This window comes from Ornithinimicrobium sp. F0845, from assembly GCF_023015765.1.
Classification (GTDB): Bacteria; Actinomycetota; Actinomycetes; order Actinomycetales; family Dermatophilaceae; genus Ornithinicoccus.
Map to the genome: position 1 here is coordinate 44027 of NZ_JALKAL010000018.1, position 23531 is coordinate 67557.

The 23531-nt window shown below is 70.7% G+C and carries 15 protein-coding genes, 1 tRNA gene and 2 pseudogenes; 7 read left to right on the top strand and 11 right to left on the bottom strand.

All coding sequences use genetic code 11. The features are described from left to right. Window positions 1–3: 3 nt before the first annotated feature. Genes MWU75_RS18345 through MWU75_RS18355 form a run of 3 tightly spaced genes read right to left on the bottom strand, consistent with a single transcriptional unit; the run spans window position 4 to window position 2902 of the window. Window positions 4–1254, bottom strand: coding sequence for a bifunctional RNase H/acid phosphatase (locus MWU75_RS18345; protein WP_247093673.1), 1251 nt, complete (start codon window positions 1252–1254; stop codon window positions 4–6). Between the two features lie 2 nt (window positions 1255–1256). Next, a complete protein-coding gene (locus MWU75_RS18350) occupies window positions 1257–1994 on the bottom strand; it encodes a C4-type zinc ribbon domain-containing protein (protein ID WP_247093675.1) in 738 nt (245 codons plus the stop codon). Then, window positions 1991–2902: a Nif3-like dinuclear metal center hexameric protein gene (locus MWU75_RS18355; RefSeq protein WP_247093677.1), complete on the bottom strand. Its 912-nt coding sequence runs from the start codon at window positions 2900–2902 to the stop codon at window positions 1991–1993. Before MWU75_RS18355 ends, MWU75_RS18350 begins: the two co-directional genes overlap by 4 nt. 114 nt (window positions 2903–3016) lie before the next feature. On the opposite strand from MWU75_RS18355, the gene MWU75_RS18360 reads away from it, so the two are divergent. Then, a tRNA-Val gene (locus MWU75_RS18360) sits at window positions 3017–3089 on the top strand. On the opposite strand, the gene MWU75_RS18365 is transcribed toward MWU75_RS18360, so the two are convergent. From MWU75_RS18365 to MWU75_RS18375, 3 genes are all read right to left on the bottom strand, one after another. After that, window positions 3049–4029: an arginine deiminase-related protein gene (locus MWU75_RS18365; RefSeq protein ID WP_247093750.1), complete on the bottom strand. Its 981-nt coding sequence runs from the start codon at window positions 4027–4029 to the stop codon at window positions 3049–3051. The genes MWU75_RS18360 and MWU75_RS18365 overlap by 41 nt on opposite strands. A gap of 177 nt (window positions 4030–4206) precedes the next feature. Then, window positions 4207–4719, bottom strand: a complete 513-nt coding sequence (locus MWU75_RS18370) for a peroxiredoxin (protein WP_348647808.1) — start codon at window positions 4717–4719, stop codon at window positions 4207–4209. Beyond that, window positions 4686–5105, bottom strand: coding sequence for a DUF3052 domain-containing protein (locus MWU75_RS18375; RefSeq protein ID WP_247093680.1), 420 nt, complete (start codon window positions 5103–5105; stop codon window positions 4686–4688). Before MWU75_RS18375 ends, MWU75_RS18370 begins: the two co-directional genes overlap by 34 nt. 247 nt (window positions 5106–5352) lie before the next feature. On the opposite strand from MWU75_RS18375, the gene aceE reads away from it, so the two are divergent. After that, a complete protein-coding gene (gene aceE, locus MWU75_RS18380) occupies window positions 5353–8103 on the top strand; it encodes a pyruvate dehydrogenase (acetyl-transferring), homodimeric type (RefSeq protein WP_247093682.1) in 2751 nt (916 codons plus the stop codon). A 167-nt stretch (window positions 8104–8270) separates the two neighbouring features. Here aceE and MWU75_RS18385 read toward each other — a convergent pair. From MWU75_RS18385 to MWU75_RS18395, 3 genes and pseudogenes are all read right to left on the bottom strand, one after another. Continuing rightward, window positions 8271–9007: pseudogene (locus MWU75_RS18385) on the bottom strand (IS630 family transposase); the annotation flags it as partial. A 439-nt stretch (window positions 9008–9446) separates the two neighbouring features. Then, window positions 9447–12344 (bottom strand): LuxR family transcriptional regulator, encoded by a 2898-nt coding sequence (locus MWU75_RS18390; RefSeq protein WP_247093685.1) that lies wholly within the window; start codon window positions 12342–12344, stop codon window positions 9447–9449. 240 nt (window positions 12345–12584) lie between these two features. Then, window positions 12585–17174 (bottom strand): S8 family serine peptidase, encoded by a 4590-nt coding sequence (locus tag MWU75_RS18395; RefSeq protein ID WP_247093687.1) that lies wholly within the window; start codon window positions 17172–17174, stop codon window positions 12585–12587. 676 nt (window positions 17175–17850) lie between these two features. Between MWU75_RS18395 and MWU75_RS20100 the strand changes: the two are divergent. Then, window positions 17851–18057: pseudogene (locus MWU75_RS20100) on the top strand (hypothetical protein); the annotation flags it as partial. Here MWU75_RS20100 and MWU75_RS18400 read toward each other — a convergent pair. After that, the gene (locus MWU75_RS18400; protein ID WP_247093688.1) at window positions 18054–19052 is read right to left on the bottom strand and encodes a glycerophosphodiester phosphodiesterase family protein; all 999 of its coding nucleotides are present in this window, start codon (window positions 19050–19052) and stop codon (window positions 18054–18056) included. The pseudogene MWU75_RS20100 and the gene MWU75_RS18400 overlap by 4 nt on opposite strands. Then, window positions 19049–19663, bottom strand: a complete 615-nt coding sequence (locus MWU75_RS18405) for a DinB family protein (RefSeq protein ID WP_247093690.1) — start codon at window positions 19661–19663, stop codon at window positions 19049–19051. The genes MWU75_RS18400 and MWU75_RS18405 overlap by 4 nt, the downstream gene beginning before the upstream one ends. A 124-nt stretch (window positions 19664–19787) precedes the next feature. Here MWU75_RS18405 and MWU75_RS18410 point away from each other — a divergent pair, with 124 nt between their 5' ends. The 4 genes from MWU75_RS18410 (at window position 19788) to MWU75_RS18425 (ending at window position 23437) form a co-directional block, all read left to right on the top strand. Next, on the top strand, window positions 19788–20984 hold the full coding sequence (locus tag MWU75_RS18410; protein WP_247093692.1) for a helix-turn-helix domain-containing protein: 1197 nt from the start codon (window positions 19788–19790) through the stop codon (window positions 20982–20984). A 139-nt stretch (window positions 20985–21123) separates the two neighbouring features. After that, window positions 21124–22083 carry an ACP S-malonyltransferase gene (locus MWU75_RS18415; protein WP_247093694.1) on the top strand — a complete coding sequence of 320 codons (960 nt, stop codon included), beginning with the start codon at window positions 21124–21126 and terminating at the stop codon, window positions 22081–22083. Then, window positions 22080–23123 carry a beta-ketoacyl-ACP synthase III gene (locus MWU75_RS18420; RefSeq protein WP_247093696.1) on the top strand — a complete coding sequence of 348 codons (1044 nt, stop codon included), beginning with the start codon at window positions 22080–22082 and terminating at the stop codon, window positions 23121–23123. Before MWU75_RS18415 ends, MWU75_RS18420 begins: the two co-directional genes overlap by 4 nt. A gap of 65 nt (window positions 23124–23188) precedes the next feature. Next, window positions 23189–23437 carry an acyl carrier protein gene (locus tag MWU75_RS18425; RefSeq protein WP_247093698.1) on the top strand — a complete coding sequence of 83 codons (249 nt, stop codon included), beginning with the start codon at window positions 23189–23191 and terminating at the stop codon, window positions 23435–23437. Window positions 23438–23531: the final 94 nt, after the last annotated feature.

Genomic DNA, 23531 nt, shown 5'->3' on the forward strand with positions numbered 1-23531 from the left:
GCGTCAGAGGTCGTGCAGGTGGTGCGTGTCGTTGACGAAGGCGACCTGCGCCCCGCCATCGGGCCAGAACTCGAAGGCGGTGAGCGACGCGGGCGCCGTGGCGATGGACCAGGCACGGTTGCTGTCGATGCCCAGCACCTGGGAGAGCACCACCATGAGCGGCAGCCGGTGGGTCGCGACAACCACGGTGCCGCCGCGGGCGATGGCCCTGCCCAGGGCGGAGACCACGCGTCCGGTCAGCTGGGTGCGGCTCTCCCCGCCGGGGCGGGAGTATGCCGGATCCTGGCGGAGCGCGAGCAGCTCCTGCCCGGAGCGGGTCACCAGGTCGGCCATCGTCGCGCCGTCCCAGTCACCGAAGGCCTGCTCGTCCCAGTCCCGGTCGACCTCTGGGGTGACGCCCAGCGCCTCGGCGATCGCTCCCCCGGTCTGCATGGCGCGGGTCAGGGAGGAGGTCAGCACCTGGATCGGGGCGGGACCGGACCGGTCGATGAGTCGTCTGACGGCCCCCGCTGCGGCCGCGGCCTGGGCCAGGCCCTCCTCGTTGAGCGGCGGGTTGGCGCCACCCCGGCCGTCCAGCTTGTGGGCGCGGGTGAAGTCGGTGACGCCGTGGCGCACCAGGATCAGCCGGCACGATCCCTCCAGGGTCGGGTCGGTCTCGGTGCTGAAGACCTCCTCGCCGACGGGCGCCTTGACCTCGCCGAAGGTCGGCTCGGCCTTCACGGGCGGCGCCGGATCGTCGAGGTCGAACAGACTCGGAGCCGGCTCCGCCTCGCGAGCGCCCGGGCGGACGACGGACTCGACGTGGTCCCGGCGCACCGTCTCACCGTCCATGCCGTCGTTGGACAGCGCGTCCGCGGCCGAGTTCTCCGCCCGCGGGATCCAGGCGTAGGTCACGCGGCCTCCGGCGGCCTGGATCTGGCGCGCCAGGTCACGGGCCTGCAGCGCGAGGCGACGCATGTCCTCGTGCTTGATCTTCCACCGGCCGCTCATCTGCTCGACGACGAGCTTGGAGTCCATCCGCACCTCGACCGTGGCGCCGTCGGCCAGCCCGAGGTCCAGGACCGCGCGCAGCCCCTCGATCAACCCGGTGTACTCCGCGACGTTGTTGGACGCCGTGCCCAGCGGTGCCGCCCGCTCGGCGAGCAGCGTGCCGTCGGCGTCCCGCACCAGTGCTCCGTAGCCCGCCACCCCCGGGTTGCCCCGGGACCCACCGTCGGCCTCGACGACGAGGCGCCGCCCCCGGCCCGACGGCATACTCACAGACCGGACTCGGCCGTGCGCACCAGGATGCGGCGGCACTCCTCGCAGCGCAGCACCTCGTCCGCCTCGGCCGACCGGATGCGACCCAGGTCGACCTGGTTGAGCTCCAGCTGGCAGCCGCCGCAGCGGCGCTGCTGCAGGGGGGCCGCGCCGGTGCCGGACTGGGCGCGGATCTTGTCGTAGAGCGCGACCAGCTCGTCGCTGATGTCGGCCACGATCGCGTCGCGGCCGGCAGCGACCTCGGCCCGGTCGGCCTGCAGCGCCTGAGCCTTGGTGTCGCGGCTGGCGGTGACCTCGGCGATCTGCGCGGCGAGGGCGTCCCGGTCGGCCTCCGCCTTAGCGACCTCGGCGTCCAGCGCCTCGGCCCGCTCCATGACCTCCAGCTCCTCGTCCTCGAGGGTGGTCTGCCGCCGGGCGAGGGACTCCAGCTCGTGCTGGATGGCCTGCAGGTCCTTGGCGCTGCCGAGGCCGGCGTCCAGGCGCTGCTGGTCGCGGGCGGCCCGGTCCCGGACCAGCTGGACGTCCTGCTCGGCCTTGGCCAGCTCGCGCTGCACGTCGCCGCGGGCCGTGGTGGTGCGCACCACCTCGGCGTCCAGGTCGGCGGCGCGGGCGGTCAGGGTCTCGAGCTCGGCGTGCTCGGGCAGGCCCCGGAGCTGGTGGTCCAGCTGACCGAGCCGGGTGTCGAGGGCCTGCAGGTCGAGCAGCCGCTGCTGCTGCGTCGGGTCGGCTTTCACGCGTGGTCTCCTGCGTCGTCGGTGCGGGGTGCGCTCGGGGGGTTCTGCTGCGGTCCGGCCGCTCCGAGGACGAAGTCCCACGGGTCGGTCCGCACCTGCGAAACGTGGATCTCCAACCTAGCCGCAGCCGCCCCCAGCTCCGCACCCAGGCGTGCGGCGAGACCGGGCAGCCACAGCGACTCGCTCGCATAGTGCCCCGCGTCGATCAAGTATGGCGTGCCGCCGGCCAGGACCGCTTCCTCCCGGGCCTCCAGGGCCGGGTGGTGGCGCAGGTCGGCCGTCACGTAGACGTCGGCGCCGCTGGCCCGGACCGCCCCGAAGCTGGTGTCCCCTGCGCCGCCCAGGACGGCCACGCGGCGCACGGTCCCGTCGGCCGGACCGGCCACCCGGATCCCGGCGGCGGTCGCCGGCAGGTTCTCGTGCAGGCCGTGGGCGAAGTCGGCGAGCGTGGTCGGCCGGGGCAGGTCCCCGACGCGGCCGAGCTCCTGGCCCTCGGTGATCTCCAGCGCCTCGGTCTCGGTCAGACCGCACGCCTGCGCGAGCGCCTGGCCCACGCCGGGGTCTGCCACGTCGGCGTTGGTGTGGGCGCAGTAGAGCGCGATGTCGTTGACGATCAGCTCGGTCACGGCTGCCCCCTTGGCGCTCGTCGTGGCCACCGAGTGGATGCCGCGCAGCAGCAGCGGGTGGTGGGTGATGACCAGGTCAGCGCCTGCGTCCCTGGCCTCCTCGATGACCGCCAGCGTGGGGTCGACGGCCAGGTGGATGCGGCTGACCGGCTGGTCCGGGTCGCCGGCCACGAGACCGACCTGGTCCCACGACTGCGCGGTGTCCGGCGGGTAGAGCCGCTCGAGCACGGCGACCACGTCGCGCAGGGTGAGCTGCTCCTCATACTGACCTGTCTGCGTCACGTGGCCCATGGTAGGCGTCACGCCAGCGGATGGACGGCGTGGCGTGAACTGGCGTGAGTTGCTGGCACAATGGTGCGCCGCAGCGCCGCGCCGGACCGTCCGGGCCGACGCTCAGGGCCTGTAGCTCAGGTGGTAGAGCACCGCGTTTACACCGCGGTTGTCGTCGGTTCGAGCCCGGCCGGGCCCACTCCTTCCGGCAGCGGGAGACGGGCGTCCAGGTGGATGCCCGCCACCATGCAACGCACCGAGCCTCCGGCCAGCTCGATGGTCGGCACGTCCAGGGGCAGGAGCGTGCAGGTGCGCTCGATGATCGCCCGCTGCTCGGCGGTCAGGGTGGCCGCCGCCCGGGTCGACAGCGCCAGGAACCGCTCCCCGTCATGACCCTCGAGCTCGATCGCGTTGCCCGCGAAGTCGTGGATCTGCCGGGGGCTCAGGTTGATCACCGGCCGGGTGCCGCGGCGACCGCTCAACCGCTGGGCCACCACCTGGCGCCGGTGCGGGTCGGTGATCATGTCCAGTCCGATCAGCACGAAGTCCGCGGCGATGCACATCAGCACGTTGGTGTGGTAGATCGGCGTGCCGTCGGCGTCCGCGGCGTCGAAGGCCATCGGCTCATAACCGAAGGCGGTGCAGAACCGCTCCAGGACGACCGGGTCGGCGCGGCGCGACCGTGCGGCGTAGGCGATCCGCGACACGTGGTCCAGGACCATCGCCCCGGTCCCCTCCAGGAAGATGTCGTCATACTCCAGCCCGGAGTAGTCGATGACGTCCTGGACGCGGTACTGCTCCTTAAGCATCTCGATGATGTCCGGTCGGCGCTCCGTGCGGCGACTCGCGGCGTACATCGGGTAGAGCGCGACCCGGCCACCCGCGTGGGTGGAGAACCAGTTGTTCGGGAAGACGCTGTCTGGCCGGGTCGCGTCCTCGTCGTCGAAGAGGTGGACCGTGATGCCGGCGGCCTCGAGCACCTCGGCAGCCCGCGTGACCTCCTGGTAGGCGGCCTCGGCCAGCGCGACCGGGTCGCCGTGAGCCGCCACCTGGAAAGCGTTGTCGGCCGCCGTCTCGGGGTTCGGCGTGAAGCGGTGGGGACGAATCAGAACGACCGCGTGGGGAGCCTGGACGGGCATGGACACCTCTTCCCTCAGATGGTGGAAGCGCTGACTCTGGTCGGCGCTGACTGGAGTGTCCCACCCTCCGGGCGCGGAAGCGAAAGTCGCCGGGCGACGCGCTCGCGGGGGCTGCAGTCAGCACCCCCGCGCTCGGTGACCTGCAGGTCCCCCACCCGACGCGCTCGGGGACGACGGTCAGAGGTCCTTGACCGCCGCGTGGAGGACGCCGATGTCGCGCTGCTCGCCGGGGCCGTGGACCAGGGCCCACTTCACGCGCATCTGCGGGTCGACCACGAAGGTGCCGCGCACGGCCATGCCGGACCTCTCGTCGAAGACCCCGTAGGACCGCGCCACCTCGCCGTGCGGCCAGAAGTCGGACAGCAGCGGGAAGCGGTAGCCCTCGTGCGCCGCCCAGGCAGCCTGCGTGTGCCGGGCGTCGCAGGAGATGGCGTAGACGTTGACCCGGTCGTTGACGAACTCATCGACGTTGAGCTGGATCTCCAGCAGCTCACCGGTGCAGATGCTGGAGAACGCGAACGGGAAGAAGACCAGCAGCGCGTGCCGGTCCTGCACCGCCTCGGAGAGCCGCACCCGCGCCCGGTCCTGGTCACGCAGCGTGAAGTCCGGGGCCAGGTCGCCGACCGCCGGGACGGAGGCCGCGTGGACGCCCGCGATCACCGTCGGCCGACCAGGCGCTGGGCGTGCCACTCGCCGTCGTCGCCGAGCGGCACCGCGCCGCTGGCGGTCAGCCCCGCGGTGGCACAGGCCTCCTGGACGTCGTGCGCGGGCACCCGGTCGCCGCGCCCGCTGCCCGGGGTGACGAGGGCGATGAAACCGCCCTCCTCGAGCAGCGCCAGGCAGTCCACCAGCTCGTCGGTGAGGTCGCCCTCGCCGTCACGCCACCAGAGCAGCACCGCGTCCACGACACCGGTGTAGTCCTCCTCCTCGAGCGGACTCCCGACGACCTCGATGACGCGTTCGCGGAAGGTCTCGTCGACGTCGTCGTCGTAGCCGTACTCCAGCACGATCATGTCGTGGGCGAACCCGAGCCGCTCCACCGCTCCACCCTGACGGTGGTTCCCTTCGTTAGCCATAGTGCGCACAGTCCACTAGAGAACGGCGGGAGAGGCAAGACGCGACACGCGAGCGGTCCTCTGACGGGGATGCCCAGGGGGCAGTATGACGAGGTGCCGGCGGGGGTGCGCAGCGGCGAGTATGACGGGGGTCTGGTGGTCCGGCACACGACCGGTCCGCGGAGCTGGGGTGGCCCATGCGGCCACCGTACCTGGCGTGCAAGGATGGACCGGCAGGAGAGTGCTGCTCCCAGTGGAAGGAACGTCAGTGACAACCAACACGCCGGGCCCGATCGTCAACGGTCTGCCCAGTCAGATCCCCGACACCGACCCCGAGGAGACCCAGGAGTGGCTGGACTCCCTCGACGGGGCGATCGAGGCGGGCGGCCGTCGTCGTGCCCGTTACCTGATGCTGAAGATGTTGGAGCGCGCCCGCGAGTCCCAGGTCGGCATCCCGTCCCTGACCACGACGGACTACGTCAACACGATCCCGCCGGAGCGCGAGCCCTGGTTCCCCGGTGATGAGGAGGTCGAGCGTCGCTACCGCGCCTGGATCCGCTGGAACGCCGCGGTCATGGTGCACCGCGCCCAGCACCCGGACATCTCGGTCGGCGGACACATCTCCACCTACGCCTCCGCCGCCACCCTCTACGAGGTGGGCTTCAACCACTTCTGGCGCGGCCGCGACCACGAGGGCGGCGGCGACCAGATCTTCTTCCAGGGACACGCCTCCCCCGGCATGTATGCCCGGGCCTTCCTCGAGGGACGGCTCGAGGAGGAGGACCTGATGGGCTTCCGGCAGGAGAAGTCCCACATCGTCGACGGCGAGGTCCGCGCGGTCCCCTCCTACCCCCACCCGCGGAACATGCCGGACTTCTGGCAGTTCCCGACGGTGTCGATGGGGCTGGGCCCGATGAACGCCATCTACCAGGCGCAGTTCAACAAGTACCTCCACAACCGGGGCCTGAAGGACACCTCGCAGCAGCATGTGTGGGCCTTCCTCGGCGACGGTGAGATGGACGAGCCGGAGTCGCGCGGCCTGCTGCACGTGGCCGCGAACGACGAGCTGGACAACCTCACCTTCGTCATCAACTGCAACCTGCAGCGCCTCGACGGCCCGGTCCGGGGCAACGGCAAGATCATCCAGGAGCTGGAGTCCTTCTTCCGCGGCGCCGGCTGGAACGTCATCAAGGTGGTCTGGGGCCGTGGGTGGGACCAGCTGCTGGCCGCCGACCCCTCCGGTGCCCTGGTCAACCTGATGAACTCCACGCCGGACGGTGACTACCAGACCTACCGCGCCAAGGACGGCGCCTTCATCCGGGACCACTTCTTCGGCCGCGACCCACGCACCAAGGAGCTGGTCAAGGACTGGTCCGACGAGCAGGTGTGGTGGGCGCTCAAGCGCGGCGGCCACGACTACCGCAAGGTCTACGCCGCCTACAAGGAGGCGCTGGAGCACACCGGCCAGCCGACCGTCATCCTGGCCAAGACCATCAAGGGCTACAGCCTCGGGTCCAACTTCGCCGGCCGCAACGCCACGCACCAGATGAAGAAGATGACGGTGGAGGACCTGAAGGCCTTCCGCGACGGTCTGAAGATCCCGATCACCGACGAGCAGATCGAGAAGGACCCCTACGCCCCGCCGTTCTACCGCCCCGCGGACGACGACCCGACCCTGCAGTACATGCGGGAGCGTCGCACCAAGCTAGGTGGTGGCCTGCCCAAGCGGCAGCCGGAGAAGGCCAAGCCCCTGCAGCTGCCCGGTGACGACACCTACAAGGTCGGCAAGAAGGGGTCGGGCAAGCAGGCGATCGCCACGACCATGGCCTTCGTGCGCATCTTCAAGGACCTGATGCGCGACAAGGAGTTCGGCAAGCACATCGTGCCGATCATCCCGGACGAGGCGCGCACCTTCGGGATGGACTCCTTCTTCCCGACGGCCAAGATCTACAACGTCCACGGGCAGAACTACACCTCCGTGGACGCCGAGCTGATGCTGGCCTACAAGGAGTCGGAGTCCGGGCAGATCCTGCACGTCGGGATCAACGAGGCCGGCTCGGTCGCCGCCCTCACCGCCGCGGGCACGTCATACGACACGCACGCGCTGCCGATGGTGCCGTTCTATGTCTTCTACTCGATGTTCGGCTTCCAGCGCACCGGTGACGGCATCTACGCCGCTACCGACCAGCTGGCCCGCGGCTTCATGATCGCCGCGACCGCCGGGCGGACCACCCTGACCGGTGAGGGGCTGCAGCACGCCGACGGCCACAGCCTCCTGCTGGCCTCCACCAACCCGGCCGTGGTGTCCTACGACCCGGCCTACGCCTACGAGATCGCCCACATAGTGCAGGACGGCATCCGGCGGATGTATGGCGAGGACCCCGAGGACATCCTCTACTACCTCACGGTCTACAACGAGCCGGCGGTGCAGCCGGCCGAGCCCGAGGACGTGGACGCCGAGGGCATCCTCAAGGGCATGTACCGGGTCGCGGACGGCGGTGAGGGCGACAAGAACGTGCGCCTGCTCGCCTCCGGGGTCGGGGTGCCGTGGGCCCTGGAGGCCCGTGAGCTGCTCCAGGAGGACTGGGGTGTCACGGCGGAGGTATGGTCGGTGACGTCGTGGACCGAGCTGCGCCGCGAGGCGATGGCCTGCGACGAGGACCGGTTCCTGCACCCGGACAAGGAGCGGCGGGTGCCCTATGTCACCCAGCGGCTGTCCGAGGGCACCGGCCCCGTCGTGGCGACCAGCGACTGGATGCGCGCCGTGCACGACCAGATCGCCCCGTGGGTCCCGGAGGACTTCTACGCCCTCGGCGCGGACGGCTTCGGCTTCGCCGACACCCGGGCGGCGGCCCGCCGGTTCTTCCACATCGACGGCCCGTCGATGGTGGTCAAGGCCCTGCAGATGCTCGCCGACCGCGGCGAGATCGACGAGAGCGTCCCGCAGCAGGCGATCGAGAAGTACCAGCTGCACGACGTCCGCGCCGGCACCAGCGGCGTCACCGGCGGCGACTCCTAGGAGGCTGGTGTTTTCGTCGCGTGGCGGCCCCGGGGGCCGGCGGTCGTTTCGGGAGGATTGATGGATGACGTGAGGACTGACACCGAGCCAGCGTGACCTGTTCCGATCGACGACCGGGTTCTGTGAGGTCGGGTGGACACGGGCTCGATCTACGGGTTGTTACACGCCTCGTGCTTGTGGGTGGAGTAGTTGTCCAGGATCAGGTGGACCGCCAGCCCGTCGGGAACCTCCTCATCGACGGTCTCAAGGAACTTGAGGAACTCCTCTTGCCGGTGTCGGGGTAGGCACTGACCGATGACCTTGCCGGTGAGCATGTCCAGGGCGGCGAACCGGGTCGTGGTGCCGTTGCGCTTGTAGTCATGAGTCATCGTCCTGGCCCGACCCTTCTTCATCGCCTTCTCCGGTGGGTCCAGGTACAGGCCGACAACGTCGATGAGCTTCTCGGTGGTTACGAGTCGTTGCTGACCTTGAACGTGTCCACCCGGTGCGGCTGCAGACCCAGCTCGGACCAGATCCGCTGCACGCTGGCCGGGCTGACCCCGACCCGCTTCGCCATCGTGCGACACGACCAGTGCGTCTGGCCCGGCGGTGTGGTCTTCGTCGTGAGCTCGACGATCTCGGCGACCTGCTCCTCGGTGATCGTGGGCTTACGACCCCGCCCGGACCTGACCTTGCCCCAGTTGGTCAGCCCCTCATCCGCAAACGCCTTGCGCCACGCCCGCACGGTCACCGGGCTCACCCCGTGGTCGTCGGCGATCCTCTTGTTCCCGACCCCCTCGGCGGCAGCGAGCAGCACCCGGGCACGCACCACCTCCCGGGGCGCAGACGCCGAGGACCGAGCGACTCGCTCCAGCACCTCTCGTTGGGCCGGTGAGACAGCGAGCGGGGCAGCGGGTGAAGTCATACCCTGATTCTACGCCAACAGGGATTAGTTATTTGCGAGACGCACCACTTGAGGCCGTGGTTCTCGACCAGGGGGCGAGGCTTGGCAGGATATCGTTTGGCTCCTGCTCGACCAACGGCGCCGACGGCGTGACCGCGCTCGCGCAGGCGCGGCGCTCCGGCTTCACCGGCCAGGTGGTGGCCTCGACGGCGAAGACCGCGATCGCCCGGATCTTGGAGCGCTCCTCCGGCTCACCGCGACCGGATACCCTGCAGTCAGGCGGGGAGCCACTCGTCATCGTCGGGGAGCCACTCGCCGTCGTCGGAGTCATCGACGGGTCGGGAGGCCGGTGGCACTTCCTCGGCTTCGGGGCGGGGACAGGGGACTGGCGGCATGGCTCTTCCGGTTCGACGAGTGGGGCAACGATCAGAAGAAGTCTTCCTTGCCGGAGCCGTCCTCGCTATGGGGAGAAACCTCCAGAATTGTCAGAGCCAAGGAGGATTCTGGCGAACGCAGCACGGGTGGGGGCGTCCAGCTTCTGCTTAGCTGCTGCCACGTGCTTCTCGACCGTCTTGACCGAGAGGTGCAGGTCTCGGCCGATCTGAGCGTTGGTGTGGCCCACGGCGACCAGTTCCGCGACTTCGCGTTCGCGGGGGGAGAGCGCGTCGCCGTATCCCTGCCGACCGCCGCGATGCCGGCCAGGCACCGCCACCCCGAGCCGCCGCGCCAGCCGGTGGGCGCGGGCCTCGTCCCACGAGGCCCCCAGTCGGCGGTAGCCGTCCAGTGCGGCACGCAGGGCGTCACCTGCCGCGACCGGGTCCGCTGAGGTCAGCCGACCGGCGATCGCCTCCCGGCACTGGGCCGCCTCGTAGGTGCAGTCGAGAGCGGCGTACGTCTTCGCCGCCCTTTCGAGCAGGGCTGCGGCCGCGACGGGGTCGGCGGCGAGGAGGCCGTCGGCGTGCATCAGCACCGAGTCGGCCAGGGGTGCATCCAGGTCCGCCACGGCGCGTCGGACGCCGGCGACCCAGTCGCCGGCCTCCCCTGCTCGGTCGGCGGTTGCCAGGAGAGCCTCGACGAATACCGGCAACACGCGCAGGGCCGGCGCCCAGACCCCCTTCCGCTCGGCGGTCGCGAGGACGCGCACTCCGAGCTCCACCGCCGAGTCGAACTCATCGCGACTGAGCCGGAGGCGGACGAGGGCCGTAGCGGGCACCGACAGCAGGTCGTTGGCGCCCAGAGATTCCGTCCGATCCACGGCGGCCTCGAGCAGCGACTGCGCGGACTCGATCTCACCGCGCGCCAGGCTGAGGCAGGCATGGACCGACTCGACATCGACGCCAGCACGGGAGAAGTCGCTCAGGTCGTCGACCAGGCCGGCGACCCGCTCCGCGAGCCCGGTCCACCGGCCCCTGCAATAGTCCAGCAGCGCCAAGGATCGGCGCAGCCGCAACTCCAGTCGCGGACTCCCACACTCCCGTGCGCCGTCGAGGCCGACGGTGAGGTACGTCGCGGCGACGCCGTGATGGCCGGCGTAGCAGGCCTGGATCCCGATGGTGTCGTAAGCGTTGACCTCCCGGCGCAGCCGCGGGGTCCCGCCGGTGTCCACGGCCACCCCCTCGGCGAGGGCGCGCCAGGCCGGGTCACCCATGACCACCAGCACCATCGCGACCTTGCCGCGCAAGAAAACGCGGGTCACCGGATCGTCCACCCGGGGCAACTGTCCGAGGGCACCGTGGAGCCAATGCCGATGCTCCGCCGGTTCGACACCGTCGGTGTGGGGGATGCCCAGCCCGATCATCGCCCAGGCGCGTAAGGCCGGGTCGGTGAGGTCGTCCAGGGCCTCGAGGTAGAGCCTGCGCAGCGACTCGGAGTCACCACCGGTCTGCTCGAGCTGCAGGGCGAGTCGGAGCCGTAGCTCCCCCCGCCACTCCGCCTGGATCCGGGACGCGGCCACCGACGGGTCCGACATGACGTCGATCGCCTGGGCGATCAGCTGGGGAAGGTCGGAGATCTCTGGGATGACATCGTTGGCAACCCGAGCCAGTCGCAGCGCGACCCGGCTGCGGGCCTCCCCGTCCAGGGGAGCCTCCCGGAGGACGTCCGCGAGGAGGCGGCAGGCTTGCTCGTCGTCGTACAGCTCGACAGCCCGAACCGCCGCGCGCTCGGCGGCCACCGCCCACGCGGCTAGCCGGCCAGCACGGTGCAGATGGTGGGCTTCCACCCAGGGTTGGTCCTCGACCGAGCCGGCCGGCCCGGAGAGTGCGGTGGCGGCGCGGGCGTGCAGTCGCCGACGGCGTACGCCGGAGATCGACTCGTAGACCGCCTGCGCGGTGAGCAGATGGCGGAAACCGACCCGGTCACCGTCCTCGCTGAGGAGCCCAGCGGCGAGTGCCTCCTCAAGACCGTCCTCGACCGCGTCGGAGGCGGCCGAGCAGATCGCGGCGATGACCTCGACGGGCTGGGCGACCTGGAGGACCGCGGCGGCCTCGAGTGCCTCCCGAGCGGGGCGACTCAGGCGGCTCGCGCGTTCGAGCACGGCATCCCGGATGCGGTACGGCACGTCGAGCCGGTCCAGCGTGCGGCGTACCCAGCGCGATCCATGGCGGATCAGCGTGCCCCGTGCCTGCAGCAGCGCGAGCAACTCCTCGATGGCGAACGGGATCCCGGAGGCGCGTTCCCACAGGTACGTCGCGAACTCCTCTGACAGGTCGTCCACACCCAGGATGGCGGAGGCCAGGGGCCGCGTGTCGGCCGGACCGAGCGCGCCGAGCCGGAGGCGCAATGGCGGTACCGGGCCGGTGACCGCGAGCGCGCCGCGTACCCACGGCTCCACCTCGTCGTCGCGGACACTGACCACGAGCGCCAGTCCGGGCGGAGGAGCAGTGATCAGCTGGCCTACCAGTTCGACGGTCTGCGCGTCGGCGCAGTGCAGGTCCTCGATGACCAGCACGACCGGACCGAGGGCGTGCAGCAGGTCGGCGACCGCGCGGAAGACCCGGTGGCGCTCCGCCAGAGGGTCATCGAGGGGCTCGAGAGCGGGCGGAAGGATCGCGGCGAGCTCGGGCAGCAATGGTCGCAGCCCGCCGGTGACCGCTGGAAGCACGGCCTCGGCGAGGCGCTTCTGCTGCCCGCGGAGCGTTTCGACCAGTGGGCCGAGAGGAAACGGGTCGCCGAGCCGACGGCATGACCCCCGGAGCACGGGAAGCCCGCCAAGCCGGGGGTCGGCCTCGAGCTCGGCTAGCAGCCGGGTCTTGCCGGCCCCGGCCTCGCCCTCGATCACCACCACGGCCGGCGGGCTCGTGACCGCGGTGACCAGGGCGTCCAACTCACGGTCGCGTCCGACCATGTGCGTGCTCACCCGCGCGACCTGGGGTGGGGGCGCGGTCTCCGGCCCCGGTCGAGTCACCGGGCTCTGCATCGTCCTCTTCGCTACGAGATGGATCGGGGTGCCGATATCCTCTCACTCCGCGCCGCTGCCGGGAAAAGGAAGCCGTGGGTGAGGCTCGCCATGTCGCGGGTTCGTCACGATCCGAGGTACGCCGACAGGGCGGCCGGGTCACGCGACCCGACCGCCCCGGGGAGTATCCGGCTGCACTGCTCAGGAACAGCCGACCTCGTCGAGATCGAGGGCGACCTCGCTGGTCTTACCGGCCGACACCCTGACCGACTCGGACTCGATCGAGTAGCCATCCTTCGCCGCGAACACGGTGAGCTCGCCGTTGCGCTTGCTGTTGCGCTTCTTGTCGAGCCAGTGTGCGAACGACCCGTCGGCGTCGGTACGGAAGGTCCGTTCCATCACCGGGGAGGAGAACTGCACGGTGGCACCGTCGAGCAGTGTCGTCAACCCGTCGCACGCGACGCCGGAGACCACGCCGGCGACCTTGGACCACGACCTGGGCGGGGTCACGATCATCGAGACCTCCACTTCTGGCTGCGGGTAGGGCGTGCTCTCCAGGATCGCCAGACCCGCGGTGTAGGTCCCCGGCTGGTCGACCGTCGAGTCGGTGGTGACCAGGATCTCGGTGGTCTCGCCCACCGCGAGGGTGGCAGTGGACTTGTCCGTCGAGACCCAGCCGACGTCGGCCGAGCCGTCGCTGCACTGGTCGTAGCCAGGCAGCATCTCTGCAGCGGCGTTGGGGTTGTAGCCCTGCGGCGAGCCGCCCACCTTGTAGAGTCCGCAGGCACCCCCGCCGCGGTAGAGCACCGTGTTGGCCCCGGGCAGTCCGGTCCAGGAGTCGGCGACCGGGTCGTAGCCGAAGGCCTGGTTGGTGATCTGGCCGCGCTGGACGCCACCGACGATGACCAGCAGGTCGTTGGCGACGCTGTTGGCGCTGCCCCAGACGTCGTACGGCGCATCGGCCTTTCGCACCCAGGTGTCGGCGCCCGGGTCGTAGGCGTAGGTCCGGTTCGTGACGTCGGAGCCGATGCCGCCGCTGCAGTAGATCGTCCAGTCGATCGTGCCGCAGGCGCTGTACGCGAGCGCCATCGGATAGTCGGACATCCGCTGCCACTCGTCGGAAGCGACGTCGTAGGCCATCGCGCTGGCCGACATCGGGTTGCACTGCGCGGTGGTGCAGCCCCCGATCGCGAACAGCCGCCCGTTGACCACCGCCGCCGCGGCACCCGCGCGGCCCTCGGGGTTCGTGGCCACCGGCGCCCAGCTGTTGGCGCCGGGGTCGTAGACCCAGGTGTCGCCCTGCGTGACGTCGTTCTCGTCCCAACCACCGGTGGCCACGATGCGGCCGTCGATGACCCCGGCGGTCATACCGCTGCGCGGCGCCGGCAGGGAGGCGACCTCGGACCAGGCCAGGGTGGCCGGGTCGTAGGCCCACGCCGAGCTCAGCGCACCGCCGCTGCCGTAGCCGGCGATCGAGTAGATCTTGCCATCCAGCCGGACCACGGCGTTGTCCATCACCGCCGCCGGAGAGTCCGCAATGTCGATCCATGGGTCGACATGCGGTGCCGACTCCTGCTCGACCGAGTCACCACCGCCGGATGCGCCAGGCGCGCCCACCTCGACCGGGGCGTCCGACCAGTGCACCGGGGCACCCTCGGCCGCCGTGATCGAGTTCCGACTCGTCGTGCGCCCGTCGGCGCCCTGGAGCACGAAGCCGCGGTCGCGTTCGCCGACTCGGATATCCAACGGCGCGGTGCCGGTGTTGGTCAGGGTGATGCTCCGGGTCTCGGTGCCGCTGCCGAGCTCCTGGGTGAGTTCCACCTCTGCCGGGGTGACCGAGAGCTGCCCGGCGTTCAGAGTGGCGTCGGCGACGGCGAAGCCGTCCAGGTCGACCGGGCCGGTCCAAGTCTCGTACTTCGGCGCGGTGACAGTCAGCTGCTGCTGACCGTCGGCCGGGCTGTAGAGCCAGTACGAACCGCTCGCCGGGGTGGCCGTGGACTCGGTGCTGACGTCACCGACGCTGATCTGGGCACCGATGAGGCCCTCACCGGTGTTGGCGTCGGTCACCGTGCCGACCAGCATGGCGCCACCCTCATCGGCAGCACAGGCGAACGCCTGGTCGGAGGGGTTGGCCCAGTCGAGCGCGTTCCAGAAGATCTTCTCCGACTCGGGCAGCCAGGAGCCGGCGCCGCGCGCGTGCATCGACAGCAGCACGTGCCGGTTGTTGGCCCGCTCCTGGACGCCGATGCCCGGACCCGAGACGCCGCGGGTGGCGTCGCCGGCACCGGCGAGGACCTGGCGGCCCTCACCCTCGTAGCCGGTGAACCAGGCGGTCTGGGCGCCGCCGAGATGACCGATCCGGTCGCCTGCCTGGAAGTCGGCCAGGACCGGGTGCTCCTGGGTCACCTCGTAGAACGTGCCGGAACCGCTCGCGTTGCGACGCTCTAGGGTCATCGGATTGCCGGTCACCTTCGACAGCGCGGCGACTCCGTTCCCGAGGCCGAACGCGAAGTCGGTGAACACGATCCCGGTGCCGCTGGCATCGGTGCGGGCCAGCAGGTCCTGGAACGCCTCCGTGGTGGGCAGCGTGTAGTTCGAGGTCCACAGCACCAGGTCATAGCCCTGGATCTGGGCCAATTGCGAAGTGGTGAAGAAGGTGGCATCGATCCCGTACCCGCCCAAGTACTCCTCGTACTCGAAGCCGGGGTCGTTGGAGACGAGCGCGATCTTCGGCTGCTGCTGGTGGTATCCGGGCGCGACGCACGGGCTTTGCTGGACCGGGACTGCCAGGTCGACGGTAGTGTCACCGCTGACCTCGACGCTCCGGGTCAGCGTCTGGTAGCCCGGGTAGGCCGGCGACACCGAAAGGTCGTACGACGTCCCGGTCGGCACGTCGAGACTGAAGCTGCCGTCCCGAGGATCCGTGTGCAGGGTCAGTGCGGGTGCGCCTGCGACGCTCACCTGGGCGTACAACGGCCAGCCCTGTCCGGAGCCATCGGTGACCGTACCGGAGACGGTGGCCGTGGGCAGCGCGGTGAGGGAGAAGTCCTGGGTGGTGGTCGTGCCCTCGCTCACGGTGACCGACGCGGACTCCTCGCCGTAGCCGAAGCTGGTCGCGGTGACCTCGTAGTCGCCGACGGGCAGCTTGGTGATGAAGTGTCCCTCGTCGTCGACCGTGACCTCGCGATCGACCGCGGACTCGCCCTCGCCGCCGGTCACCTCGACGGTGGCGGCGGCCAGTGGGGTGCCCTCCTCGGCGTCGGTGACGTCACCGGCCAGGGTGCCGATCGGGCCACGGTCACCGGCCTCCACCAGCGCCAGGGCGTCCAGTCGGCCTTCGCCGTACACGTTGTTGTTCTCGGCGGTACCGCCGCACTGCAGGTCCTCGGTGTCGATGGCGGTCTCGTCGAGGATCTCGGTGGTGCCTGGCAGGTCGCCGATCAGGTCGGGCTGTGCGGACCAGAGCAGCGCCAGCGCACCGGAGGTGTGCGGCGCAGCCATCGAGGTACCGCTGAGAACCTTGTAGCCGCCGCCGGGGGCAGCGGACCGAACGTTGACGCCAGGCGCGGAGATGTGGGGCTTGATCCCGCCGTCCTGGCCCGACCCGCGGGAGGAGAACGAGCCGATCGTGTTGTTCATGTCGTAGGCCCCGACGGAGTAGTTGATCGTGCGAGAGCCCGGGGAGCCGGCCGTCTGACATTCCGGTCCGTTGTTGCCGTTGGACCAGATCGCGAAGATCCCGGAGGCCGCCCAGGCCTCGGAGATGTCCTCCATGAAGGGGTCGTTGGAGGGGATCCTTGTGCCCCAGGAGTTGTTGATGATGTGCGGGCGCTTGCTGGGATCGGCCGCCGAACCGTCCAGCTTAGTCGGTGCCAGCATCCATTGTCCTGCCTCGATCAGGTCGACGTCGGAGCAGGTGGAGCAGCCGTTGGCGGTGATCCAGGTGGCCCCGGGAGCGACGCCGATCTGGTTGTCACCGCCGTCGGAGCCGACCATGGTGCCCATCGTGTGGGTGCCGTGACCGTCGTGGTCACACGGGCCAGCGGAGCAGCTGCCGTCGGTGTCCAGCCAGTTGTAGTCGTGGGTGAAGGTGCCGTCGCCGTTGGTGCCGCGGTACTGCTCCACCAGCGCCGGGTGGTCGAACTGCACGCCGCTGTCGATGTTGGCGATCACGATGCCCTCACCGGAGTCGCCCTCGGCCCAGACCTGGTCGGCCTTGATGTTCGCCACGCCCCACTCGACGGCATCCGCCGTCGCCTGGGCGTCGTGGTTTGAGACCGGTTCGACGGACTGGTAGGTGCGCGACGGCCAGAGCCCGTCGACAGCGGGCACGACGGCGAGCTCCTCGGCCAGCGCGCGGCTGCCGTTCTCGACGTACACCGCGTCTGTGGCCCAGAACGTCTTGTACGACGCGTTGGACCGCTTCAGCGCGGTAATCACCTCGGCCTGGTGGTCGGCAGACTCCTCCTTCAGCGCCTCGACCACCTCCGCTCCGCGCTGATCCCAGTCGCCGTTCGCGGCGGCCGCGCTCAGGTCGGTGTCGTCGTCCCGTTCGAAGCGGACCCAGAAGTCCACCTTCGCTGACTTCTCGAACTTCCTCGCCAACCCCGGCTGGACCTTGTCCTCCGGTCGGGGTGACTGCTGGCGCGCGGCGTCGTACTCGACCGGACCAGCCGAGGAGTCAGGATCGCTGGCCTGGACCGCCGGTGCAGGTCCCGCAAGGGTGGCGGCTGCGAACAGAGCGGCACCGGCGGTGACACTGGCGGCCCGAGCCATCCAGTTGCGGCTCATCGCGGGTCACCGGACTCTCCGCGCGGCGGGCACCAACAGGAGACAGGCAAACAGAACGGGGGCATGGGACCTCCACCGGTAAGGGGGACGCGGACACCCTGGTGGTGCCTGCACAGTTCTTCCAAATTTTCGAGCTCCACCCGCTCCCGTCGCCATGGGGAGGTTCCCCCATTTTTGCTCAGAGGTCTGTTGCGGGCCGTCACCCAGCCGTTGATCGCCATCCCGCACGGGAGGGCGAACCGGCCGGCGACGTCCAGTGCGACGGTGTCCAGCTCGTACTGGCGATGTCTACTCCACGACGCCCGCGGCGCTCCCTCAGCAGAGGGGTATCGGAACGTGTGGATCCACTCCAGCGCCAAGGCCAGCCGCGATGCCCAGGCACGGCCCGGGCGGATCGACGCCGGCGTCGCCGCGACCGAACCCCTCGAGGGCAAGCCCGCAGGGCTACGGAGCCGGTGCAAGACCCGCGTCGCGGTCGAGCAAGCCGCGGTCAAAGCTCTCGCCGGTGCCGGGGCAGACCGGTGGGTCACCGCCTCGGTGAGCGAGACGACGCAGCCAGAGACGGCTGCTTCCCGCTCATCACCAACGACCACCTACTCAGCGACGCCGACAGGGCGCCAACCGATACCAGCCGAACCTCGAACGCCTCCACCCCCTGCTCAAGAGCGTCCAGAACGGCGCGGACGGCTTCGGCTGCGCCGACATCCGTGCGGCGGCCCGCCGGTTCTTCCACATCGACGGCCCGTCGATGGTGGTCAAGGCCCTGCAGATGCTCGCCGACCGCGGCGAGATCGACGAGAGCGTCCCGCAGCAGGCGATCGAGAAGTACCAGCTGCACGACGTCCGCGCCGGCACCAGCGGCGTCACCGGCGGCGACTCCTAGAGCGCACCCGCCCGAGCCTGCACGCCCAGGTCGGTGTGGTCGGTGAAGAAGCCGTCCACACCGGCCGCCAGGTGTGCCCGGATCTCGGTGACGACGTCCCCGGTGCCGTCCGGGCCGCGCAGGTCGGTCGGGAGGAACTCGTTCTCCTGGCGGAAGGTCCACGGATGCACCTGCAGGCCGGCTGAGTGGGCGTCCCCGACCAGCGAGGTGGGCTCCCCCAGCCCGCCGTCCGGGCGCCGACCGACCACCAGGTCCTTGTCCGGTCCGACACCGTCGACCGCCTGCGCCAGGTCGGCCAGCCCCTCCGGCGTGAGCAGGTCGACGTAGGTCCGCGGGTCGCCGGCCGAGACCAGGTCGAAGGGCGCCCCGGTCCGCTCCGCCAGGAAGATCAGCGGCACCCGGGCACCCAGCTCCTGCCGCAGCGCGACGAGGTTGCCCAGCTCGAAGGACTGCAGGAAGACCGGCGCCCCGGGCCGGTTGAGCCCGGCATCCTCCAGCGCCACCATGAGCGGCTCCTCCAGCGGCAGCGCGATCGCGCGGAAGTAGGTCGGGAACTTGGTCTCCACATAGACCCCGAGGTCCCGTCCGAGCTCCACCGACAACCGGGCGCGCAGGTCCAGGATCTCGGCCAGCGTGGGGACGGTGAACTGCCCGTCGTATGCCGTGTTGCCGGGTCGCAGGGCAGGCAGCCGTTCGCGGCAGCGCAGGGTGCGCAGCTCCTCCAGGGTCAGGTCCTCGGTGAACCACCCGGTGACCCGGTGGTCGCCGAAGACCTTGGTGGTGCGCCGGTCGGCGAACTCGGGGCGGTCGGCGATGTCGGTGGTGCCCGAGATCTCGTTCTCGTGGCGCGCCACGAGGTGCCCGTCGGCCGTCGCGACCAGGTCCGGCTCCAGGTAGTCCGCGCCCGACCGGGCCGCCAGCTCGTAGGCCGCCAGCGTGTGCTCGGGCCGCGCACCGCTGGCCCCGCGGTGCGCGATGAGGATCGGCCGGCTCACGGCCGTGCGTCGAGGCCCACGTCATACAGATGGTGCGCCAGGTCGTGCACGAGGTAGCGACCGAGGGTCAGCGCCGTGAACGAGGCCCCGTCCGAGCGCACCGCTGTCCGCTCCCACCGCCCCGTTCGTGTCGTGGTCTCGCTCCCCTCCTCCGCGCTGCCGTCGTGGGGTTCCACTCCCTGGTCAGCAGGGCCGGACGTCGCGAACGCTGCGAGGACGTGCACCAGCTCCTCGGCGCGCTCCGGGATCTCGCGGGCCACCCGCTCCAGGTCCGCCTCGGCATACTTCCCCTCCGTCGCGGCGGCGTCCTGGTCCCAGTTGGGCAGCGAGGGGTTGTCCTCGGCGAGGATGAGCTCGAAGCGACCCCGGAAGACCTCGAGCACCTCGTGGATGTGACAGGCGTACTCCAGCGGCGACCAGGTGGTCGGGACCGGACGCTGGCGCGCGTCGGCGGCGGCCAGCCGCTGCCCCCACGGTGCGGTGACGCCACGGATCACAGACGGCAGCTCGCTGGCCTGCACCTGGGAGGCGTCGAAACCGCACTCCGGGCACACGCGCTCCACGGTCCACGTCCAGTCCTTGGTGTCGGGCTCGATGGCCTCCTCGGTCATGGTGTCTCCTCGGTCCTCGCGCGGATGCTGTCGGCACGAACCTATCGCCGTGCCCGGCGGCCGGTGCCGACCGGTCACCGAGCGTTGTGTGGCTCACACAAACGGCGAGGGCTACAGTGCCCGGATGGACACCCCGCCGGGCACCTCCGCACGGGAGCCGGCCCTGCGCAACGTCGGTGCGGTCGCCACCCTGGCGGCACAGCGGATGGAGCGCGAGCACCAGTGGTACCGCGAGCTGGCGGCGGAGGACCGATCGTGGGTCGGGCTCGTCGCCCAGGCCGGCATCCACGCCTTCCTCGGGTGGTATCGCCAGCGGGACGACTCGCTGCCGGTCACGGCCGACATCTTCGGCACCGCGCCGCGCGAGCTCGCCCACCGCGTCACGCTCCGCCAGACCCTGGACCTGGTGCGCACCACGATCGACGTGGTCGAGGAGCACGTCGAGCTGCTCGCGCTGCCGGGTGAGGAGGCGGCGGTGCGCGACTCCCTGCTGCGCTACTCGCGCGAGGTGGCCTTCGCCGCCGCCCAGATCTACGCGGCCGCCGCCGAGTCGCGCGGCGCCTGGGACGCACGGCTGGAGTCCCTCGTGGTGCACGCCGTGGTGCGGGGCGAGGCCGATGACACGCTCCAGTCGCGGGCCGCAGAGCTCGGCTGGGAGCAGGTGGGGGACATCGCGGTCGTGGTCGGCACCGCACCGCAGCGCAGCAGCGCCGAGGTGGCCGAGGCGATCCGCTCAGCTGCGGCCCGGGACGGGCTGGAGGTGCTCATCGCCGTCCAGGGCAACCGCCTGATCGTCGTCCTGGGTCGGCTGTCGGACCCGATGGCCAGCGCCCAGGCGCTCGTCGGCCAGTTCGGCCCGGGGCCGGTCGTCGTCGGGCCGCGGGTGCCGCACCTGTTTGCCGCCGGACGGTCGGCCAGGTCGGCTCTTTCCGGCGCCGAGGTGGCCGCGGCCTGGCCCGACGCGCCCCGGCCGGTGGCCGCCGACGACCTCCTCGCCGAGCGGGCGCTCAACGGAGAGGGGCCGGCCCGGCGACTGCTCGTGGACCGCGTCTACCGCCCCCTCGTCGACCACGGCGGTCTGCTCGACACGGCGACTGCCTACCTCGAGTCCGGGGGCCGGCTCGAGGCCACGGGCAGGGACCTCTTCGTGCACCCCAACACGGTGCGCTACCGGCTCGGGCGGATCGCCGAGGTCATCGACCTCGACCTGACCCGTCCGCGCGAGGCGTGGGTGGTCCGCGTCGCGCTCGCCTACGGCCGGATCGCCGCGGGCACCGCAGGTCTGGGCCGTCGCTCCGACAGCGCGGCTGGTCGGCGGTGAGGTCGGCGGTGAGGTCCACGGCAGACCTGCCGCCGCGCGAGAGGCCAGCACCTGTTGTAGGTTCCCTACAAGATTCGCGAGGAGATGTCGTGGGTAACGATGTCGCCGATGGCTCGCCATCGACGGGAGAGTGGGACACGTGCTTGTGATCGTTGCGCCCGGACAGGGCTCCCAGTCCCCCGGCTTCCTCTCGCCCTGGCTCGAGCTCGACGGCTACCGCGAGCGCCTGGAGTGGCTGTCCGCCGTCGCCGGGCTCGACCTCGTCGCGCACGGCACCACCTCTGACGCCGACACGATCCGCGACACCGCCGTGGCCCAGCCGCTGCTCGTCGCCGCAGGGCTCACCTCCCTCCCGGAGCTGTTCGAGGACCGCGCAGACGCGACGGGCCTGGTCGATGCCTGGGCAGGTCACTCCGTCGGCGAGATCACGGCGGCTGCTGCGGCCGGGGTGCTGTCCCACGAGCAGGCCATGGTCTTCGTCCGCGAGCGGGGCCGGCTGATGGCCGAGGCGGCTGCGGCGACCCCGACCGGCATGAGCGCTGTCCTGGGCGGCGATCCCGACGAGGTCGGCTCCGTCCTCGAGGGTCACGGCCTGACCCCGGCCAACATGAACGGCGCCGGCCAGGTCGTCGCCGCAGGCACCACCGATCAGCTGGCCGCGCTCCAGGAGGCACCACCGCAGCGGGCCCGCGTGATCCCGCTCCAGGTGGCCGGCGCCTTCCACACCCACCACATGGGCAGCGCCGTCGACCAGCTCGGTCGCTACGCCCGGGCCATCACGACACAGGACCCCGGCACCTCCCTGGTCTCCAACGCCGACGGGCAGATCGTCACCAGTGGCGCGGAGTTCCTGGCACGGTTGGTCTCCCAGGTGAGCAACCCGGTCCGCTGGGACCTGTGCATGCAGACCTTCGCCGACCGGGGCGTGACCGGGCTCATCGAGCTCGCCCCCGCCGGCACCCTGACCGGCCTGGCCAAGCGCGCCCTGAAGGGCGTCGAGCTGCTGGCCCTGAAGACCCCGGACGACCTCGAGGCCGCCCACCGCATGATCCGCGAGCACGGCAGCGCCGCGACCGACTCCCAGGAGGACGCACAGTGACAGTCCAGCCCAAGCCCGACCAGCCCACCCTGACCGTCCCGGAGGGCCCGCGGCACGCACGCATCCACGGCCTGGGCGGCTATCGCCCCGAGCGGGTCGTCACCAACGAGGAGATCTGCCGCTACATTGACTCCAGCGACGAGTGGATCCAGCAGCGCTCGGGCATCAAGGAGCGCCGCTTCGCCCGCGAGGACGAGACGGTGATCGACATGTCCGAGGCCGCGGCGCGCGACGCGATCGCGATGGCCGGGATCACCCCCGACCAGATCTCGGTGGTGCTGATGGCGACCGTGACCCACCCCTACCAGACGCCCGCCGCCGCCCCGATCCTCGCCGAGCGCCTCGGCACCAACGGTCCCGCGGCGTTCGACATCTCGGCCGCCTGCGCGGGGTACTGCTACGGCATCTCCCTGGCCAACGACATGGTCCGTGCCGGCAGCGCGGAGTACGTCCTGGTGGTCGGCGTCGAGAAGCTCTCCGACTTCACCGACAAGCACGACCGCGGCAGCGCCTTCATCTTCGGTGACGGCGCCGGCGCGGCCGTAGTCGGCCCGTCCGACTTCCCCGGCATCGGCCCCACCGTCTGGGGCTCGGACGGGGAGAACTGGGACAAGATCATGCAGAAGCAGCCCTGGACCGGGTTGCGCGCGGACATGACCTCCGAGGAGGCGGGCGCCGTCGAGTGGCCGCACTTTGCGATGCAGGGTCAGTCGGTCTTCCGCTGGGCGGTCTACACGATCGCCCCGGTCGTCGACAAGGCACTGGCCGCCGCCGGCGTCACCTCGGACGACCTGGACGCGTTCGTCCCGCACCAGGCGAACATGCGCATCACCGACGCGATGATCAAGCACATCGGCCTGCCCGAGGACATCCCGGTGGCCCGGGACATCGCCGAGACGGGCAACACCTCGGCCGCCTCCGTCCCGCTGGCCGCGGCCCGGATGCTCAACGAGGGGGAGGCGCCGCACGGCGGCCTGGCCCTGCAGTTCGGCTTCGGGGCCGGCCTGGTGTACGCCGCGCAGGTCGTCGTCCTGCCCTGATCACAGGATCCCGAGGCCCGGCGGGTTCCCCGGGTCAGCCCAAGGAAGAGAAGAAGGAGCGCCAGATGGCAATGAATGAGCAGGAGATCCTCGCCGGACTCGCCGAGATCGTCAACGAGGAGACCGGCATCGAGGCCGACGCGGTCCAGATGGACAAGTCCTTCCAGGAGGATCTCGACATCGACTCGCTGTCGATGATGCAGGTCGTCGTCAACGCGGAGGACAAGTTCGGCGTGCGCATCCCTGATGACGAGGTCAAGAACCTGACCCACGTCAAGGACGCCGTCAACTTCATCACCAACGCCCAGGGCTGACTCGGCGCACCCGCCGGCGGGCACGCGGCATACTCCCCCGTGCCCGCCGGTGGGGCAGAGGCAGCACCACCACGCAACCACCACCCACTCACCT

Bases quoted from the DNA above. Each gene is read 5' to 3' on its own strand.
- MWU75_RS18425 (WP_247093698.1), top strand. From the start codon at position 23,189: ATGGCAATGAATGAGCAGGAGATCCTCGCCGGACTCGCCGAGATCGTC.
- MWU75_RS18410 (WP_247093692.1), top strand. From the start codon at position 19,788: ATGGACACCCCGCCGGGCACCTCCGCACGGGAGCCGGCCCTGCGCAAC.
- MWU75_RS18395 (WP_247093687.1), bottom strand. From the start codon at position 17,174: ATGAGCCGCAACTGGATGGCTCGGGCCGCCAGTGTCACCGCCGGTGCC.
- MWU75_RS18365 (WP_247093750.1), bottom strand. From the start codon at position 4,029: ATGCCCGTCCAGGCTCCCCACGCGGTCGTTCTGATTCGTCCCCACCGC.
- MWU75_RS18405 (WP_247093690.1), bottom strand. From the start codon at position 19,663: ATGACCGAGGAGGCCATCGAGCCCGACACCAAGGACTGGACGTGGACC.
- MWU75_RS18345 (WP_247093673.1), bottom strand. From the start codon at position 1,254: ATGCCGTCGGGCCGGGGGCGGCGCCTCGTCGTCGAGGCCGACGGTGGG.
- MWU75_RS18375 (WP_247093680.1), bottom strand. From the start codon at position 5,105: ATGGCTAACGAAGGGAACCACCGTCAGGGTGGAGCGGTGGAGCGGCTC.